Genomic DNA, 16,270 nt, shown 5'->3' with positions numbered 1-16,270 from the left:
ATTGCACTTCGGTGAGAGATTGATTCGAGCGATCGACCGTTCCCGCAGAGTCTTGTGCTGATTCCCCTACCTGTTGAGTTAACTGTAGTACCTGTTCTACTTCTTGCGCTTGTGTTGCCGCGTTATTTGCTACAGTTTCAGCTAGCTGTCCCAAGGCACTAGAACCCACGGAGACTTGTTCTGCTGCGGCATATACCTGAGCCAGCACTTGTCCGAGTTTTTCTAACAGGCGGTTGAGGGTGTCTGCCACTAGCCCGGTAGCGCGATCGCTTACATCAGCTTGTACTGTTAAATCCCCTTCTTCTACTGCCGACACCACGTCGAGGATGTGGATCACCTCCATCGACAGCGCTTCCCCTTCTTGTTGATTGAGTTCTGCTTGTTTTAGCTGTTCCTGTGTAGATACCGTCCGCGATACTTCCTCCCGAATCCGATCCTCGTTAGCCGCAACCTGTTTCAACAAGTTGAAAAATGAAGTTGACAACCGACCGATCTCGTCTTGCTGCTGCATTTGCATTTCGGTCTCAGCATCCGCTTGCGCTAGCTTGTTACATTCATCTAGAATTGGGCGCAAGCGACGATTGAGGCTGCGCACGAATAGTAAGACAACGGTTGTTAATAACAAACCCGCACCCAATGCACCAGCGATCGTAATTGTCAAAACTGGACCGAGAACAACTCCTTCCGGTACTGCTGCCATCATTAACCAATTGGTGCTGGGAACTCTTTGATAAGCCCAGAATTTACCTCCCGTCAACAATAGTCCCGATCGCTCTTTTTTGTCCGGCGATGAGATTTTCGACCAGATAGCTTTGAGTTCTGGAATTGTCTCGTAGCCGCTCTGATTTTTAGCGCGATCGGGTGCGGGTGGGTAAGACATGAGTTTACCCTGTTCGCTGGCGAGGACAAAATAGCCCTGGTTACGAATCACAGATTTGGAGATCTGGTCGCTCAAAGCCCCTAAGTTTACGTCGATCGCGGTAATACCAAGAATTTTATTGTTGCGATCGCGTATTACCTTACTAAAACTGGTCATGGGGATGTTATACCAGGAGTAAGGCTCAGTCCAGCTTTCGCTTCCCTGTGCTATGGGATCTTTAAAGTATGATTGAGTCGGGTAATTGTCCTCCTTGAACAAATCCACTTGGAATAGTTGGTCGTAAGGTGCAGCTAGACGCTTACCTGGCTGCTTGGGGTCTTTTTGGTCTATATAAAAATACGTTCCATGCCATTGACGGTCTGGAAGAATTGCATAAGCCGTTTGTTCCATTGCCATACCCATAGCCAAAGTAGGGCGATGGAGAAAGGATTTGAGCAGTAAAGCATCAAGTAGATCTGCATTGACCGCTTTCTTGCTGCTCAACAACTCAGATGCACCAGTTAAATCGCGCATCGATTGCTTCACAGGTTCTAACTTACCTTCAATTGAGGCGATCTCAGTGTTTAAGTTATCGCCGATCTGTGTGAGTATTTGTTGTTTTAAAGACTGATAGAAGAAAAAACTAATACCACCGAGACTAACTAACGCACCGCCCATGACGGAGATAAACAGTACTGTACCGATGGAATTAAACCGAATTTTTCGCCCAGGACTGTTTTGCGGGGCAGACGGGGAAACGGTAGGTTGATTAGTAGCCATATGATTGAGAATATTGTTTACAAAAAAAGGGAGTAGGGAGTAGGGAGCAGGGAGCAGGGGGACAAGGGGGACAAGGGAGAGCTGAGGGAGCTGGGGAAGCTGAGGGAGCTGAGGGAGAGAAGAGAGCTGCTCTTGAGCTGAGGAGGATGGGGGAGAAAAATAACTAACTGGTCACTGGTCAGGAGTCACTGGTCACTGTCACCCCACACCCCACACCCCACACCCCACACCCCACACCCTATTTACTGGTCGCTGCTCCCTGCTCGTGCGCTCCCTTTATCAAGTCGATCGCCATCTCAGGGGTTGCCACAATGAATCTGCTAAGATTTCCGGTTTGAACAGTCGCATGTTTGGTTCAGTATTTGACTGCGCGGCATCAAATAAATCTGGTGGTAATTGGGAATGCGATCGCATCCCCAAGGTGCGATCGACAACTAACCCCAGTCCTGCTTGTTCCGCCGCCGCAGCGCTTAATTGCACCACTGTCAGTCTTTCTGTGACAAAACCCTTGGCGATACCCAAGAGTTGACGTAGAGAAACTAACGGGATAACGTGACCTGCATGATGGAGTACCCCCATTATCACTGGCGAGTAGAACGGCATCACAAGGATCTGCGATCGCTCGACAATTGGAATTTCCGCCACTAGAGTTAGCGGCAAGACAAAAGTAAATTGTTCGACTTGAGTGAGGATATATCGCTGTTGCTTTTCCTCAAACTGGATCGATGCATCACTTTGGGCGATCGCGTCAGGAGAGGGGTTCATTAGCGTACCTTTTGTAAAGCTTGCTCGACTGTTTCCCGCGTCACGGGTTTGATCAAATAATCATCGGCTCCAGCCCGTTTCATGCCATAGTCAATCTCCAGAGGAGTCTTTTTAGTCGAACAGAAAATGACGTGCTGCTTTGCAGTTTTCTGGTTAGAACGAACCTCGCGCAAAAACTTGTAGCCGTCCTGTTCTGGCATCACAATATCTAGAAATACAGATGCATAGTCTCGATCTGTAAGCATTTGCATAGCTTCCTTCGAGTCGGAACAAGCATCGACTTGATGCCCTAAACTTTCTAATAAAGAAGTAAGTAAGTGGCGATCGACCGAGCTATCATCAACAACTAAAAATTTCATGAGTGTGTCGTCCTTTAGTGTGGTTTAATTGACCTTAATATTTAGAATTCCCATCAACAGTTATCAGTTATCGTAGGGGCGGGTTTTGAGTGTAGATTGCTGCCGTCAAGCGCGTCTCTTTTGCTAAACCCGCCCGTACCGGAGTTAGTTATCGTAGGGGCGGGTTTTGAGTGCAGATTGCTGCCGTCAAGCGCGTCTCTTTTGCTAAACCCGCCCGTACCGGAGTCAATGGTGCGTAATTTCATCACAAATTGCCTATCGAATTACACAACCATATCTTTAGTGGTAGGAGCTATTTCAAATAGCATTTGCCGCAAATCCGTGCGAAATGTTGGCACTTCGGCAGGGGTGCGTGGCTTAGCTAAAAACTTGCAGTTTGCCCACTGCGCTCGCCATTGGTTGGAAACAGATTTCTCGGCTGTCAGTAACACGAGAGGAAGCGATGCTAGTTGGGGTTGTCGTCGAATTTGCTTAATCAGGTCGAATCCAGAAGCTCCTGGCATATTGATATCGAGAAAAATTGCTAAGGGTTGAGATTCCATCATTGTTTGCACCGCAGTCAGAGCATTGTTGGAATACTTCACTTGGTATCCCCAACCTTCTACGAGTTGACGAAATTGCTGGATTAGTAGAGGCGAGTCATCAACAATAAAGATTTCTGCTGAAGATTGAGAATTGTCAGAAGTGTTAACGGACTTTTCTATTTCTACTAAGCCTCTTTCGATCAAACGGCTAAAGAATTTTGCGACTTCTAAAGGATCTTTTCCCATCGTTCGGGCGATCGCCGCTAAACTTTTACCTGGTTGGACTAAGTTGTGTAACTGCTGCTGTTGTGCTGTTGGCATAGAAGCAGCTGCTATTGCCTCCTGTTTCAATATCAGAGTGCTATCGAGGGAAGGAATGTATTTTTGCAGTTGCTTCCATTGACTTTGGCGGTTTGAGGCTTCTACAAACAAACCACTCAATTCAAAGCCGCGAATTGGAGTATTGACAACGAGTTCGGGTTCGGAAAAAAACTGAGCTTGTCCGCCGTAGTCAAATAAATATGTATCTAAATCGATGAGAATTTTTTGCCGCAGTGCTTGCGTTACGTCGTCGTGAGTGACCAATTTCATATTGACCATCTCGACGACAATTTTGCTTAAAGGCGTGGCTTCCTTGCTAGATAATTCCTGTTGTAGCTGTCCGAATGCTTGTTGTGCTTGTGGTTGGCGCAGTTGAGGTATAGATTGATTTAGAGTTGCTAAAAAAGGCTTCCACGCTGCTAGTTTCTCAATTCCAGAGGAAATGACCCGCCCTTGCACGACTCCTAGATAGCGAGGTTGAGGAATACGAGAGCGCTCTCCTTTGCTTAATTGAATTTGCCAGTACCCTGTCAGGGTATCGTCAAAAACTTGCTTCAGTCGGTCGGTTAGTTCTGATGCCCCAAACGAAAAGCTTAAATTTGATTGCATACCAATTATCCGCGAAAGTCCCTATACTCTGGCAACCCTAGTTTTCTCGCTTTTATAGTTCCCTAAATTTTCAGATTGCTAACATCTTCGTCAAGAATTTAAGTGCAGGCGATTGCGGCAACAAAGGGCAAAAGCTATCTATACTTTTTCTTAAGAGTCGCTAAGTAAGCGAGTTTTCTGCATCTAACGAACATAAAATTTTTTCAGATATTGACAGTAAGAAAGTGTTAAGAAAACCTATATTTTTGCAGCGCTGTTTTCAACTTATCGCAATCGCCTTTGGCTTGTGGTTAATTTTCGATCTTGTCACCCGTCTGGGGGCAGAGATTTTTTGGTTTCAAGAAGTCGGTCACTTGCCAGTATTAAGACTACGACTATTAACCCAAGGTTTATTATGGGCGATCGGCTTTGGTGTCACGGCTTTGTATTTGTTGGGTAATTTAGTAGTGGCTGAACGCTTGATAGGGAGCAGGGAGCAGGGAGTAGGGAGCAGGGGAAGAGCGCTGAGGGAGCTGGGGAAGTTGGGGAGAAGAGAGCTGGGGGAGAGAAGAGAGCAACTACCAACTACCAACTACCAACTACCAATTACCAAGTACCAACTACCACTGCAACTATTTCTCCCCCTAGTCCTGCTATTAAGTCTCTTGGTGGGGCTGTTGTTGTGGCATTACGGTCAAATTGCTAGGCAGTACTGGCAAACTGACTTGAATTTACCGAATATATCGCCGCTGATTCCCAAGTTATTTAGACCAGCATCAGTTTTCTCTCTAGGCGAACGATTGTTCTCCCAAGTTTGGGCGCTGGGTGTGTTGGCAGGATTGACGATCGCGCTATTATTCTATACGCGCTTTTTTCTGTGGGCGATCGCGATTGTGTTCAGTGGAATTTTTGGTCTAGTTCTGTTTGGGAATTGGGCAAGAATACTGAAATATCTCAATCCCACCACTTTTAATAGTAGCGAACCCGTCTTTAATCGCGATATTAGCTTTTATATCTTCACCCTCCCATTAGGAGAATTATTAGAATTTTGGCTGGTGGGAATGTTTTTATATGGTTTAACTGCTGTCGCCCTGACTTATCTTTTAGCTGGAAATAATTTAAGTCAAGGGCGATTTACCAGGTTTACGCGATCGCAGCAGCGACATCTAGAGGGATTAGGCGGCTGTTTCATGCTGGCGGTTGCTCTCAGTTATTGGTTAAACCGCTATGAATTACTTTATTCTCGCCGTGGCGTGTCCTTCGGCGCAGGTTATACAGATGTAATGGTACAGCTACCAGCCAATACTTTCTTAAGTTTATTGGCAGTGGCGATCGCTATTTTTTTGTTCTGGGGCGCAGTTTTTAGTTATCCCAAGCAATTCAGACGCAAGTTTTTAATTGGGAGCGTTAGCGCGTATTTACTAATTGCTGTCGGGACTGGTACGCTATTACCTTCAGCAGTGCAGGGTTTTATCGTACTCCCGAATGAATTGGAAAGAGAACGAGCATACATTCAGCGAAGTATTGTATTAACTCGTCAAGCGTTTAACTTGGGAATCGATAACCGCACCTTCGATCCACAAAATAATCTTACCTATAAAGATATTCAAGTTAACGACCTCACCATTCGCAATATTCGCCTGTGGGATCAACGTCCCCTATTAGAAACAAATCGCCAATTGCAACAAATTCGTCTGTATTATCGGTTTCCCGATGCCGATATCGATCGCTATACCTTACTACAAGATACAATTGCGCGCCGACCCAGTGCCGCACCACCATCTACAACCGAACAACAGCAACCTGCTGTAAATACAGCCAATACGGAAACAAGGCAAACTTTGATTGCCGCAAGAGAGTTAGACTATAGCGCCGTACCCCAAGAAGCACAAACATGGGTAAACCAACACTTAATTTACACGCATGGCTATGGTTTTACCCTCAGTCCCGTGAATACGGCGGCTGCTGGGGGACTACCGGAGTATTTTGTCAAAGATATCAGCGACACAACAACTGATGGCAGTACTCTGGCTGTCTCTAGTGAAGCAATCCGCGATAGTATTCCCATCGGACAACCGCGAATTTATTTTGGGGAAATTACAGATACCTACGTCATGACGGGTACGCAGACAAAAGAATTAGACTACCCAAGTGGCAATGATAATGTTTATAACGTTTATGACGGTAAGGGTGGGATTAATATCGGCTCGTTTTGGCGGCGGTTGCTATTTGCTAAGTACTTAAATGACTGGCAAATGCTGTTGACACAGGATTTTACACCCCAAACGAAGCTACTATTTCGGCGTAATATTAATCAGAGAATTCGGGCGATCGCTCCTTTTATCCGCTACGATCGCGATCCCTATTTGGTAGTTGCAGATGCAGGAGATCCGCAAAGTTATCTTTACTGGATTGTTGATGGATACACGACGAGCGATCGCTATCCCTATGCCGATCCTGGTAATGAAGGAATTAACTATATTCGTAACTCAGTTAAAGTTGTTATCGATGCCTATCACGGTACGCTCAATTTCTATGTTGCCGATCCTAACGATCCGATAATTAACACTTGGCAAAAAGTTTTTCCTGGTTTGTTTCAACCTTTAAAAAATTTACCAAAAACTTTGCGATCGCACATTCGTTATCCACAAGACTTGTTCAGCATCCAAGCAGAACGGTTGACAACATATCATATGACCGATCCTCAAGTGTTTTATAACAGAGAAGACCAGTGGCAAATTCCTACTGAAGTCTACGGCAATGAAGCAAAATTAGTCGAGCCTTATTATTTAATCACCAGTTTACCTACCGTACCGTTTGAAGAATTTATCCTTTTGTTACCTTATGTTCCTAGTCAAAGGACGAATTTAATTGCTTGGTTGGCAGCGCGATCGGATGGCGAGAACTACGGTAGATTATTACTGTACGAGTTTCCCAAACAGCGACTGGTTTATGGTCCCGAACAAATTGAAGCGAGAATTAATCAAGATCCAGTCATCTCTCAACAAATTTCGTTGTGGAACCGACAGGGTTCTAGAACAATTCAAGGAAATTTATTGATAATTCCCATAGAACAATCGCTGTTATATGTCGAACCACTTTACTTAGAAGCAGCGCAAAATAGCTTGCCAACTTTAGTACGAGTCATTGTGGCTTACGAAAATAGAATTGTGATGGCAGAGAGTTTAGAACAAGCATTACAAGCTATTTTTCAACAAAAGGAAACACCTGCAACGCCAATTATTCGTCCGGTGGAAGAAAATAACTAAAAACAAACCTCAGTTCGGTTCAATTGCTTGTTTGAGGAATGACTCGATAGTTTGCAAAGGAAGAAACATTTGTAAAGGCGAGTCAAGACTCTCAAAACCATAGCGTAAGTAATAGGCTTTAGCTGTTTCATCTTTAGCATCCACAAACAGCCCTATTCCACCCGCATTTTCTGCTACAACCAGCGCCCGCTGCATCGCTTCAACTATTAAAATTTCTCCAATTCCTTGTCGTTGCCAATTTTTGCCCACTGCTAAGCGAGCTAATTTTACCCCTGGAATTAGAGAAGGATATTTCTTCGCCCATTTTTGGGGCAGTTCTTGTAAGCGTACTTCGCACAAAGTCAAGGTAAAAAAACCAATAATTTCTCTAGGACAAGTGCAATCGATGAGAACGAAGGTACGAGAAATGCCTTTCTGTATATGTTGCCGTGCTGTCTGTTTCAGAAATTGGTTAAGGGCTTCGTTACCACAGTCAAACTGTTCGCGTTCGTGAGATTTATCGAGTAGTTGAATGACTTTCACTAAAAAAATCTTGGTGTCGAGCAATTGCTGAGAGCAATTTTTGATTGGCAGCAGGCGGGTTTTCTAGTGAATGAAAAATCTTGTCTGCATCTTGTTGTGTAATGCTAATTATCCGTTCTGCTTCTAGAACTTTTTGGGCTTCTTTGAGGGCTGCTTGGATGAGAAATTGGTTCAAGGTAGCACCAGACAACTCAGCAGCTTTTTGCAAGGTTTCTTTAACTGAAGCAGAAACTCTTGCCGTGACTCGTTCATCATTTTGAGGGCGGTTAGGCATGATACATTTTGGCTTTTTATAGTGTTATTGTAACTAAATTGGTGACAAAATGACACCCACTTTTGCTTTTTAGTTTAATTCACCTAGTTTAATTTACATAAAGAGGAAGTTGACTTGAAAGAACGTTTTTGGTAGGTATCTTGAGGTAGGTGTATAAAAGGATTCTTGTTAGCATCGAAATTTAATTAAAAATTAAACATTAAAATGCAGTATTTAATGTATGCCCAACTTCAAAAGCAACGATCGCACCGAGTCAGAAGTTACGAATCGTACGAGCGGACAAGTGAGCGATCGCCCGCACGCGGAATCAACTGTCGGACGCAGCAACAATGGAATACTCGTGTTTTTGTTGGGTGTAGTTTCCACCCTACTACTAGTCGTTTTAGTCGGTGGCGGACTGTATATGTTTATGCAGCAGCGATCGACTCAATCGGCAACAAACCTAATACCATCAAATAACGAACCTCAACCAAACGCTGCGCCACCTCCAACTCAAGCTGAGACGAGTACGACAGCCGCGAGTCCTCCTGCTGCTACAACTGCTGCGATCGATCCTTCGTTACCTGCGCCCCAAACTCTTAGCCTCCAAGTCAATCATGCTAACGGTACGACAGCGCGACTTACGGGAATTACCTTTGCTGACGACCACATCACCGCCGATCTCAGCGTGACAAACGGTCATCGTAATGCCATTCGACTCAATAACAGTCGCGATATGGTAATCGCAGATAATTTGGGCAATCAGTATAATCTGGCAGAACCACCGAACAACGAAGACATTAGAGTTGACCCCAACACGACCCTTAAAGGAAAATTTGTCTTTAACGGTCGAATTGCTCCTAATGCAACTACTTTGACCTTAACTACAAATAATAGATTTGGTGGCAATGAAAATTTTAGTAATAACCCGAAGATGACCTTTAATATCCCGCTTCAGGGTGAAGCAAAATGAGGGAAGAATTCGGAAGTCGGAATACTCGCCTGCTTAAACAAGCTACGGAAGTCGGAATTGTTGATGTGAGGTGGATCGCTGGATTGCTGCTAATGCTAACGGTTGCTTGTGACAGCCAGCAGGTAAGTCATTCTGATGCAACAAAGACTCAGCAGCCTTCAACTACTGCAATTACAACTTTAGAAGAACCACAGGCGATCGCTGTAACTCAATTAGAACAACCCCATCAATCCGGTGCTTCTGTTACGCAGCTAGAGGTCGTCCAATCTACTCAAACAACGCAAACAGCAGTCCAAAAAGCTTTGACAGACTTAAAAGCCCAAGAAACTAGCACAGGTATTCGGATTAATTTACCAGAAAATATTTTATTTGATTTCGATAAATCGAATATTCGTTCTAGTGCTAAACCAACGCTACAAAAACTGAGCCTACTGCTGAAAAACTATGCCAAAGCACCCGTGACCGTCAACGGGTATACAGATAGTAAAGGTAGCGATGCTTACAATCAGGTGCTTTCTCAGAAGCGGGCAGAAGCTGTCAAAAACTATTTAGCGCAAAACTTTAGTATTAATAATAGCCGCATGACAGCTAAAGGTTGGGGTGAAAAACAGCCCATCGCCCCGAACGCGAAATCTAATGGTGCAGATAATCCCGAAGGAAGGCAGAAAAATCGGCGGGTAGAGGTGATTATAAGTCGTAAGTCGTAAGTCGTAAGTCGTAAGTCGTAAGTCGTAAGTCGTAAGTCGTAAGTATTTCTTGCACTAGGTACCACACACTACTCTCTTACCGATGACCAATGACCCATTACCCATTACCCATTACCGTATAATCTCCCGACTTCCCGCCCGTCTTACTAACCAAATGTATCGCTTCAATTTGCATCGATTTTTCTAGGGCTTTTGCCATGTCGTAAAGTGTCAAAGCAGTGACGGAGACGGCGGTGAGTGCTTCCATTTCTACACCCGTTTCGGCTTTGGTTCTGACTGTGGCAATAATTTGATAGCCAGGAAGTTCGGGATCGGGAGTAATTTGGACTTCGACTTTTTGTAGGGGTAAGGGATGGCACAGGGGAATGAGATTTGATGTTTGCTTGGCTGCCATAATTCCGGCTAGTCTTGCCGTTCCCAAGACATCACCTTTGGGGGCGTTGCCAGCTTGAATTGCTGCCAAAGTATCTGCTTGCATCCTCACTCTACCAGAGGCGATCGCTTCTCGAACTGTTGGCTGTTTGGCGGAAACATCTACCATCTGAGCTTGCCCTTGCCAATCGAGATGAGTCAAATTAGCAGTAGAAAAATTTTCTTGTGTCATTTAGTCAAAGTGTGTGTTACTATAAGTTTCTGGCAAGGGTGTGTAGCTCAGTGGACTAGAGCACGTGGCTACGGACCACGGTGTCGGGGGTTCGAATCCCTCCTCGCCCGTTTTTTATGTGTAGGGGCAGGTTTGCAAACCTGCCCCTATTTTAATGCGTATGCATCCTGACCCCTGCCTAAAGCAAAACGTAAAGAGGCAGGAAAACTTTTGCTCGAATGGGTCAGGAAGATGAGTAAGGCAAGAAAAGTTAACCCGCCAGCCGCACCAAACATCGCCCGATAACCGACTTGTTCCGCAATTAGACCTAAGAAGGGACCCGCGATCGCAATTCCCACATCGAACCCCACCATACACACGCCAAAGATTCTACCCCGTTCGTCTGGCTGGGCGCGGTCTACAAGTAGTGCGGCAATCGTAGGCAATAGCATTCCTGCCCCAGCCCCTTCGATAATTGCTGCCCATAAAAACATACTGGCATTGGTAGCTTGCCATAGCAGCAGCATCGATACCGAGTAGAGAATCAAGCTAATGGAAATAAATAAACCCCTGCCGTAACGGTCGGAAGCTCGTCCCGTAGTCAAGCGCACGACAAAACTCGCGATCGCGGCTGCGGTGTAAAATAAGCCTGCGTTTAAATCTACTTGAGTCGCTTTAATAAATAAGGGTGCAAAGGTACTTAAAGTTCCGAAAGCTAAACCGACGAGTAATAAAACAATTGCGGGGATACGCAGTCGCGGACTGAATAATAAACTCCAAAACCGATCTGCTGAAGGACTTTCGGTTGTCACTTTCGCGATCGGTGGATTGTAGACTTGGGAAGTAAACAAGATGCTCAAAAATCCCAACCCTGCCGAGAGGAGAAAGAGGGGTGCATAGCCAGCCCCAGCTTGTAAAAAACCGCCGATGGCGGGTCCCACTGCCATTCCAATCGCGGTCACTAAACTCATATAGCCGATAACTTCACCGCGATGTTGGGGGGGTGCAATATCGGCGACTAGGGCGCTGTAGCCCGTGGTAAAAGCGGCAATACTGATACCGTGAAACGCTCGCAGTGCCATCAATAAAGGCAAAGATGTAATGACTAAATAACCTAAAGGGGCGATCGCCACTACAGCCGTGCCAATGTATAACACCAGCTTACGACTGCGGCGATCGGCAAGCTGTCCCAACCAAGGACGAAATAATAACAGTCCAATGGCAAAACAGCCCATCACCATACCAATTTGTTGCTTGTTCGCCCCTACATTCTCGATGTAAAGAGGCAGAACGGGCAATAATGCTGTCAGACTAGACCAGAAACTCAGCCCAGCACAGAATAAAATCAGCAAATTTCGCCGCAAACTGCGATCGAATTTAAGAAAAACGTTCAAGGTTCAAGAAAGGGAGTAGGGAGTATCCGGTGTAGAGACGTTACATATAACGTCTCTACACCAAATATTTTTACTTTACTTAACATTATGACCTACGACCTCTCGCACGCGATAGATTGGACGACCTTGAGATTCATGGTACGTCCGCATCAAAAGTTCTGCCAGTAGTCCAAAGCAAAACAACTGTACCCCAGTGATGAATAGCAAGACAGACAAAATCAATAAGGGACGATTGCCAATACTTTGACCCAAACCCAATTTCAAGAAAGTCAAATATAGCCCGATTGCCGTACCTAAGACTAGAGACAGTAGCCCGAAGAGACCGAATACGTGCATGGGACGGGTGAGAAACTTCTTCATGAAGGAGATTGTCAGCAGATCCATCAACACGCGAAACGTCCGCCACAACCCATACTTGCTACGACCAAAACGCCGTGCGTGATGTCTCACGGGCATTTCGCCAATTCTCGCCCCTTCAATAAATGCTAAAGCGGGTAGAAAGCGGTGCAATTCTCCGTAGAGATTCATATCGGCTACGAGTTCCGACCGATAAGCTTTGAGAGAACAGCCGTAGTCGTGTAACTTGACACCTGTTGTCATGCCAATGAGTTTATTAGCAATTTTAGAAGGAAGTAAGCGAGTTAAAGCTGCATCTTGTCGTTGTTTGCGCCAACCGCTTACCAAATCATAGCCCGCATCTAGTTTGGCAAGTAAAGCAGGAATATCCGCCGGATCGTTTTGTAAATCTGCATCCAGAGTGACGATCGCTTTCCCTGTAGCATATTTAAATCCAGCCGCCATTGCTGCTGTTTGTCCGTAATTGCGTCGTAACAAGATAGCTTTTAAATCGGTGCGTTCTGTTGCTTGTTGCTTGAGGAAATCCGCCGAACCGTCTTTGGAGCCATCATCGACGCAAATGATATCGTATGTTAAACCACTTGCTTTCACGGTAGAAGCGATCGCCTCCAGCAAGTGAGGTATGCTCTCTACCTCGTTGTAAACTGGTACGACCACCGAAACATCGAGTTGGTTTGAGGCAATCGCCCCATTGGACTGAGTTAAGCTATCGGAAACGATCATGAGTGGGGTGTGGGGTGTGGGGTGTGGGGTGTGAGTTGCGACTTCTTTCTTGTCTCCTAATTTTTGACTTCTGACTTTTGACTTTTGACTTTTGACTTTTGAATTCCCTCATAACATTTAACGACTCTGCCGTAGGAACGCAGCTGTTGAAAATACGACCGACCGATCTCGTCTTCCTCTGCTGTTAAGCGATCGATCGCAATACCGTTACGTCCCATTTTTTGCCCAGAACTATGTATATAAGATCCAGCGCCTAAATATAGCCCTACATGGGTAGCTTTCTTATCCGTCCCAAAAAAGACCAAATCTCCCGGTGAAATTTCCGCTTCAGAAATTGTTTCGACAAAAGTTTCCTGTTGATATGCATCTCTAGGTAACCAAACACCCACTGAAACAAAAGCTGCTTGGATCAAGCCCGAACAGTCATAGTTTGGTCCTAACGTTCCACCCCATAAATAGTAATTGGGTTGCTGCATCGCTTGACATGCATAGTCAATAACTTTTGGCAAGCGACGATCGATTTCTGCACTAGAAAGAGCGATCGCTTGATAAGGAGACTTGGCTGTAGCTAATTTTTGTATGTCAGATCCGAGCAGCCAACCTGGATAATCATCTTCACACAAGCACACCTCAATTGCTGACGGGTTGTCAGGTATAGTCGTAACTTGTAAATGTCTTCCTGCTGCTGCTTGAGTTGCCAAGCGATCGCACTGAGGAGAATCATATATATTTAGAGGACTGAGGCACTGATATTCGATGCCAATTTGTAACTGTTCTAAAGTAACCATATGAAAATTAGATGGTAGTTGGTCGTAGGTAGTTGGTGGTTGTTAGTTGTTAGTTGTTGGTTGTCGATCGCCATTACCCATTACCCATTACCCATTACCCATTACCTCGCTATGATATTTTTCCGCAAAGACGAACAACTAGAAACTCTGGGCGATCGCGTTTTAGAAACAACTTGGGCAGAATTTCCCACTTTGGCGCGTAATCAAATTGCTCTGACGTGGATTGTCTACGATCCTCCAGTCCCAGTCAATACAGGTGGCGCTTTGAGTCCCCAAGCCTTCTGGAATTTTCCAATTCGGGGGTATAGCTATCGCGGTGTGGAACGAATCTATCCTGCTAGTATCGTCAAACTATTTTATTTGGTGGCGATGCAAGAATGGCTAGAAAAAGGTATGGTGGGGGCTTCGCCGGAGATCGAACGCGCCATGCGCGATGCGATCGCTGATTCTAGCAATGATGCAACTAGTTTAATAGTTGACGTTCTCAGCGGTACGACTAGCGGTCCCGAACTCCCAGCCGCGCCTTTTGAAACTTGGAAAACTCAACGCAATATCATTAATCGCTACTATCAATCTCTTGGTTGGGAGGAGATGGCAACAATTAACGTCAATCAAAAAACTTGGTGTGATGGTCCCTACGGGCGCGAACGAGCGTTTGTAGGAGAATTGATGGACAATCGCAATATGCTGACAACCAATGCCACGGCAAGATTATTACATAGTATTGTAGGTGGGGTAGCGGTGTCTAGCGGGCGATCGCAAGCAATGATGGGATTACTCAAGCGCAGCCTCAACCCTACCGATTTAGCAACAGATAATGACGAAGACCAAATTACGGGTTTTTTAGGTGGCGGATTACCCCCAGAAGCGCAATTGTGGGCAAAAGCTGGCTGGACGAGTCAAGTCCGCCACGATGCTGCTTATATAGAAATTCCTAATTTGCGACCATACTTATTAGTCGTATTTACCGAAGGTCGCGCCCACAGCAAAAATCGTCATATCTTACCCTTTATCTCGCAGCAGATCGCTGCCGCAGTCGCTACCTTGGGGAGTCGGGAGCAGTGACCAGTGACCAGTGACCAGTGACCAGCGATCGGTTAACTGTCAACCAACAACAAATGACAAATGACAAATGACAAACAAATATTGACAAATTCTGAAAAGCTAGAGCTAATAACTAATAGATAGAGTGAATTATGCAAGTTTTCAGCATAAAATCTTCTAGGAGTGAACGCAAATATGCTTTTTTCTCGTCATTTGCCGTTGGTATTCGGTGTTGCGTCCTTGACTGTACTCGGTTGGAGTTTATCTGCTCAAGCTCAGACAGCTAGTAGCGATCGCCTACAGATAAACCAACCTGCACAACCTCCAGATCGTGTCGTCCCGATGCCAGGAACGTCTGTGACTTCAGCTACGACTCTTACGACTCAATCTGCTGCACTTCCAGAGTTAGAAACGACAAAAATCGATAATTCCCAGATCGCACAAGTCGATAGCGCTGATGTGGGACGCGCAGTTATCGGTGGTTCTAGCTATGTTGGCATTGCCGCTAATATAGGTTTGGATGGGGACACGGATTTAGGCGACTCTAACTTTGCCGTGATTAGCAAAATTGGGCTGCCCAGTAACTTTTCAGTGCGTCCATCTGCCGTCTTTGGGGGAGATACGGTTTTTCTGATTCCCCTAACTTACGATATTTCTTTGCCAGGAGTCGATGTCATAGATGCTGCGCTACCCATATCACCTTACATAGGTGGGGGAGTTGCGATCGCCTCTGGTGATGACAGTCAAACCGACTTCTTGCTTACTGGTGGGGTAGATTTTCCCCTGACTAATCAATTCACTGCTACGGCTGGGGTAAACGTTGCCTTTTTTGAGGAAACTTCCATTGGTTTATTACTAGGAGTCGGCTATAACTTCCCTGGCTTGTGAATCCTCCCGACGCTGCCGCTAAGCGGACAGCGCGGGCTTCCCAAAAGACAAAATCTCTTGAGCGGTTTTAAGTGAAGCGGAAACCTTCTCCACTATTGGACAGGTTAGCCCAATCTTTTTGATGAGTTTGGCACTGTTTAAATCCCTGTGCAGTTCTTCTCCACAGGAACAAGAATGCCACCTATCTTTTAATTCTTTCGATACTTTATTGAGGCAATTCCAACAATGTTGAGACGTGCCTCTGGGATCGATTTCTCTCACGACTTTTCCAAGCTTCCAGGCAACAAACTTCAAGACTTGAACGAATTGTCCGTGAGCGGCATCGAGCATCGATCTATTGAGTCCAGATTTAGCTGATTGTCCGTTCAGCAGCCAAGTCCCATCGTTGTCGATTTTGGGTTTACACCTTCTAGAGCGTGTTATGCACTTTTAGTGTTCGCTAGAGTAGGGATATGGATAGAAAAGCATACCCGACTGATGTGAGCGATGAAGAGTGGGCATTTGTCGCTCCATACTTAAGCTTAATGAAAGAAGATGCTCCTCAACGAGAACATAGTTTGCGCGAAGTGTTTA

General features: G+C 45.4%; 18 protein-coding genes and 1 tRNA gene. 7 read left to right on the top strand and 12 right to left on the bottom strand.

The annotated features are described in order from the left end of the window. From ACRC32_RS15935 to ACRC32_RS15915, 5 genes are all read right to left on the bottom strand, one after another. On the bottom strand, positions 1-1,639 hold a 1,639-nt coding region (locus ACRC32_RS15935), incomplete at its 3' end, for a cache domain-containing protein (protein ID WP_438554886.1). Positions 1,640-1,918: 279 nt separating this feature from the next. Further along, positions 1,919-2,404, bottom strand: a complete 486-nt coding sequence (locus tag ACRC32_RS15930) for a chemotaxis protein CheW (RefSeq protein ID WP_438554885.1) — start codon at positions 2,402-2,404, stop codon at positions 1,919-1,921. Beyond that, positions 2,404-2,763, bottom strand: a complete 360-nt coding sequence (locus tag ACRC32_RS15925; RefSeq protein WP_317107529.1) for a response regulator — start codon at positions 2,761-2,763, stop codon at positions 2,404-2,406. The genes ACRC32_RS15930 and ACRC32_RS15925 overlap by 1 nt, the downstream gene beginning before the upstream one ends. Positions 2,764-2,816: 53 nt before the next feature. Next, positions 2,817-3,008, bottom strand: coding sequence for a hypothetical protein (locus ACRC32_RS15920; RefSeq protein ID WP_438554884.1), 192 nt, complete (start codon positions 3,006-3,008; stop codon positions 2,817-2,819). 18 nt (positions 3,009-3,026) lie between these two features. Further along, the gene (locus ACRC32_RS15915; RefSeq protein ID WP_438554883.1) at positions 3,027-4,217 is read right to left on the bottom strand and encodes a response regulator; all 1,191 of its coding nucleotides are present in this window, start codon (positions 4,215-4,217) and stop codon (positions 3,027-3,029) included. A gap of 224 nt (positions 4,218-4,441) precedes the next feature. Between ACRC32_RS15915 and ACRC32_RS15910 the strand changes: the two genes are divergently transcribed. After that, positions 4,442-7,465, top strand: a complete 3,024-nt coding sequence (locus ACRC32_RS15910) for a UPF0182 family protein (RefSeq protein WP_438554882.1) — start codon at positions 4,442-4,444, stop codon at positions 7,463-7,465. Positions 7,466-7,474: 9 nt separating this feature from the next. Here the strand turns inward: ACRC32_RS15910 and ACRC32_RS15905 are convergent, their stop codons facing one another. Together ACRC32_RS15905 and ACRC32_RS15900 are read right to left on the bottom strand one after the other, a co-directional pair. Beyond that, the gene (locus tag ACRC32_RS15905; protein WP_438554881.1) at positions 7,475-7,987 is read right to left on the bottom strand and encodes a GNAT family N-acetyltransferase; all 513 of its coding nucleotides are present in this window, start codon (positions 7,985-7,987) and stop codon (positions 7,475-7,477) included. After that, positions 7,962-8,261 carry a DUF1778 domain-containing protein gene (locus ACRC32_RS15900; RefSeq protein WP_438554880.1) on the bottom strand — a complete coding sequence of 100 codons (300 nt, stop codon included), beginning with the start codon at positions 8,259-8,261 and terminating at the stop codon, positions 7,962-7,964. Before ACRC32_RS15900 ends, ACRC32_RS15905 begins: the two co-directional genes overlap by 26 nt. 220 nt (positions 8,262-8,481) lie before the next feature. On the opposite strand from ACRC32_RS15900, the gene ACRC32_RS15895 reads away from it, so the two are divergent. Both ACRC32_RS15895 and ACRC32_RS15890 read left to right on the top strand, forming a co-directional pair. Then, on the top strand, positions 8,482-9,213 hold the full coding sequence (locus ACRC32_RS15895) for a hypothetical protein (RefSeq protein WP_438554879.1): 732 nt from the start codon (positions 8,482-8,484) through the stop codon (positions 9,211-9,213). Then, positions 9,210-9,920, top strand: coding sequence for an OmpA family protein (locus tag ACRC32_RS15890; protein ID WP_438554878.1), 711 nt, complete (start codon positions 9,210-9,212; stop codon positions 9,918-9,920). The genes ACRC32_RS15895 and ACRC32_RS15890 overlap by 4 nt, the downstream gene beginning before the upstream one ends. 97 nt (positions 9,921-10,017) lie before the next feature. On the opposite strand, the gene moaC is transcribed toward ACRC32_RS15890, so the two are convergent. After that, complete coding sequence (gene moaC / locus ACRC32_RS15885) at positions 10,018-10,524, bottom strand: cyclic pyranopterin monophosphate synthase MoaC (protein ID WP_438554877.1); 507 nt, start codon at positions 10,522-10,524, stop codon at positions 10,018-10,020. 36 nt (positions 10,525-10,560) lie between these two features. Between moaC and ACRC32_RS15880 the strand changes: the two genes are divergently transcribed. Continuing rightward, a tRNA-Arg gene (locus tag ACRC32_RS15880) sits at positions 10,561-10,634 on the top strand. 36 nt (positions 10,635-10,670) lie between these two features. Here the strand turns inward: ACRC32_RS15880 and ACRC32_RS15875 are convergent. From ACRC32_RS15875 to ACRC32_RS15865, 3 genes are all read right to left on the bottom strand, one after another. Further along, positions 10,671-11,897 carry an MFS transporter gene (locus tag ACRC32_RS15875; protein ID WP_438554876.1) on the bottom strand — a complete coding sequence of 409 codons (1,227 nt, stop codon included), beginning with the start codon at positions 11,895-11,897 and terminating at the stop codon, positions 10,671-10,673. Positions 11,898-11,972: 75 nt separating this feature from the next. Next, complete coding sequence (locus ACRC32_RS15870) at positions 11,973-12,977, bottom strand: glycosyltransferase family 2 protein (RefSeq protein WP_438554875.1); 1,005 nt, start codon at positions 12,975-12,977, stop codon at positions 11,973-11,975. 56 nt (positions 12,978-13,033) lie between these two features. Beyond that, complete coding sequence (locus ACRC32_RS15865; RefSeq protein ID WP_438554874.1) at positions 13,034-13,765, bottom strand: C40 family peptidase; 732 nt, start codon at positions 13,763-13,765, stop codon at positions 13,034-13,036. 111 nt (positions 13,766-13,876) lie between these two features. On the opposite strand from ACRC32_RS15865, the gene ACRC32_RS15860 reads away from it, so the two are divergent. Next, complete coding sequence (locus tag ACRC32_RS15860) at positions 13,877-14,830, top strand: serine hydrolase (protein WP_438554888.1); 954 nt, start codon at positions 13,877-13,879, stop codon at positions 14,828-14,830. 174 nt (positions 14,831-15,004) lie between these two features. Further along, positions 15,005-15,697: a hypothetical protein gene (locus ACRC32_RS15855; RefSeq protein ID WP_438554873.1), complete on the top strand. Its 693-nt coding sequence runs from the start codon at positions 15,005-15,007 to the stop codon at positions 15,695-15,697. 18 nt (positions 15,698-15,715) lie between these two features. On the opposite strand, the gene ACRC32_RS15850 is transcribed toward ACRC32_RS15855, so the two are convergent. Continuing rightward, positions 15,716-16,027, bottom strand: a complete 312-nt coding sequence (locus ACRC32_RS15850; protein ID WP_438554872.1) for a zinc ribbon domain-containing protein — start codon at positions 16,025-16,027, stop codon at positions 15,716-15,718. 122 nt (positions 16,028-16,149) lie between these two features. On the opposite strand from ACRC32_RS15850, the gene ACRC32_RS15845 reads away from it, so the two are divergent. Further along, positions 16,150-16,270 (top strand): transposase (locus ACRC32_RS15845; protein WP_438554887.1); only part of this gene is annotated, 121 nt, incomplete at its 3' end.

Origin of the sequence: Chroococcidiopsis sp. (genome assembly GCF_051657925.1) — a bacterium.
GTDB lineage: Bacteria > Cyanobacteriota > Cyanobacteriia > Cyanobacteriales > Chroococcidiopsidaceae > Chroococcidiopsis.
The sequence above is the reverse complement of the archived record's forward strand: the minus strand, read 5'-3'. Positions and strand labels throughout refer to the sequence as shown.